This is a genomic window from Eudoraea sp., assembly GCF_049665975.1.
Classification (GTDB): domain Bacteria; phylum Bacteroidota; class Bacteroidia; order Flavobacteriales; family Flavobacteriaceae; genus Eudoraea.
The window spans coordinates 1-2,008 of sequence record NZ_JBATGR010000217.1 but is presented as its reverse complement, the minus strand read 5'-3'; the positions used below and the strand labels follow the sequence as shown (position 1 = coordinate 2,008).

The 2,008-nt window shown below is 38.6% G+C and carries 3 protein-coding genes; 2 read left to right on the top strand and 1 reads right to left on the bottom strand.

All coding sequences use genetic code 11. The features are described 5' to 3' along the window. Nucleotides 1-238: DUF456 family protein (locus WBN20_RS08300; RefSeq protein WP_424281342.1), on the top strand; the 238-nt coding region annotated here is incomplete at its 5' end. A gap of 2 nt (nucleotides 239-240) precedes the next feature. Here the strand turns inward: WBN20_RS08300 and WBN20_RS08295 are convergent. Then, nucleotides 241-795: a nitroreductase family protein gene (locus WBN20_RS08295; protein ID WP_424281341.1), complete on the bottom strand. Its 555-nt coding sequence runs from the start codon at nucleotides 793-795 to the stop codon at nucleotides 241-243. A gap of 126 nt (nucleotides 796-921) precedes the next feature. Here WBN20_RS08295 and WBN20_RS08290 point away from each other — a divergent pair. After that, a partial coding sequence (locus tag WBN20_RS08290) for an HAL/PAL/TAL family ammonia-lyase (protein ID WP_424281340.1) occupies nucleotides 922-2,008 on the top strand: 1,087 nt, incomplete at its 3' end.

Sequence of the window (2,008 nt, the reverse complement as noted above, 5' to 3'; positions counted from 1 at the left end):
AATTATATTTCCAATACTAGGTGTTTTTGGTATAATTATATGGCCCTTTGTTGGCGCGTTGATTGGTGAACTAATAAATAAGGCGGAGAGTAAAACAGCGCTTAAAGCCGCTTTTGGTTCCTTTATTGGTTTTCTTACCGGTACCTTTTTAAAATTTATGGTAACTATAATATATTTTGGACTGTTTATCGCTAAAACCTGGGAATACAGAGAAGGATTATTCCCATTTTTTTATTGATTTTAATTGAACCAAACAACCTTATCCTGAAATGGTTTTCTTTCTCCATCTACCAACTTTTCGTCGCTATATCCCATATATAAAAACCCAAGACATTGCTCACCTTCACCCAGATCAATAAATTCATTCATAAATTTTACCAGACCTGGAGAACTCCAATAGCAACCAATGCCCATTTCTGTACAACTGAGCCACATATTCTGAACAGCCATTGAAGTAGCGGCAATTTCTTCCCATTCCGGAAGGCTTTCGGTAAGATCTCTTTGCATACAAATGGCTATGACCGCTGCAGATCTGCTTGTATTTTCACCCAGTTTCTTTACTTTAAAAGCTTTTGGGCTAACCGCTGTTTCCTGATACTTTTTTACCAGGAATTTCCCTAATTCTACCTTGGAATCTCCCATAAACACTTTAAACCTCCAGGGTTCTGTTTTTTTATGAGTGGGAGCCCAATTGGCTGCCTCCAGTAATTTTTCTATCTCCGATTTATCAATCGGTCGGTTCGAGTATTGGGCGGGAAATACAGATCGTCTTCTTTTTATTAATTCAAATACCATCTAATTCGTTTTTGTTTTGCAAAGTTAGAATATCTCCGAATGATATTTAATCAAAATTAAGTCGGCCTCCAATTCTATTTTTCTGAAACTTAATGAATACATTTATAGTAACTAAATGAATAATTAATGGTTGAATCAGGTCGTTCCTTTTTGTTCGGTGAAGAAGAATTAAGTTGTAGTCTTGCATTAGCCATTGCAAGAGGCACAACTCAGGGCACATTATCCAAGGCTGCCAGGGTTCGGGTACAGGACAGTAAGAAAACTGTTGAGAATATTGTTGAAAAAGGACACGCCGTCTATGGCATAAACACGGGGTTCGGACCCTTATGTACCACAAATATATCTAAAGAAGAAACGAAGATATTACAAACAAACATTCTTAAAAGCCACAGTGTTGGTGTTGGCAAACCAATTAAGACGGAACTCGCTAAGCTAATGCTTATTTTAAAAATTCATTCGCTAGCCAGAGGGTATTCCGGTATAGCAGAAGAAACTTTGGACAGAATTCTTTGGCATATAGAAAATGATGCAATACCCATAGTTCCTTCTCAGGGTTCTGTGGGTGCATCTGGTGACCTGGCACCTCTTTCTCATCTTTTTTTACCTTTGATTGGTTTTGGTAAGGTGCGTTATCAAAACAAAACAATACAGACGAAGGAATTATTTAAAATTACTGGTCTGTCTCCTCTGGAACTTGGCCCAAAAGAAGGGCTAGCCCTTATCAATGGCACACAATTCATTACGGCTCATGCAATTAAGGTGCTGGAAAAATTGCACAATTGCCTTGCTCATGCAGACATTATTGGGGCGATGATGATTGAAGGCCTTCAAGGTTCTGTAAAACCATTTTACAGAGAATTGCATGAACTACGGCCTTATAAAGGTAATATTCATGTAGCCGAAAGGGTTAAATCGCTATTGAAAGGTTCTGAGATCATGGAAAATCATATTGATTGTGAAAGGGTACAGGATCCTTATTCGCTACGTTGTATCCCTCAAGTACACGGTGCCTCAAGGAATTCCTGGTTACACCTCAAAGAATTAGTACAGATAGAACTAAATGCTGTAACAGATAACCCGATTATAATCAATGAAGATTTGACAATTAGCGGGGGTAATTTTCACGGACAGCCTCTGGCTATGGCTTTGGATTATGCTTGTCTGGCGGCCTCGGAACTGGGCAATATTTCAGACAGACGGATTTATCTGGCAC

Coding starts and splice junctions, on each gene's coding strand:
- WBN20_RS08295 (WP_424281341.1), bottom strand. CDS start 795: ATGGTATTTGAATTAATAAAAAGAAGACGATCTGTATTTCCCGCCCAA.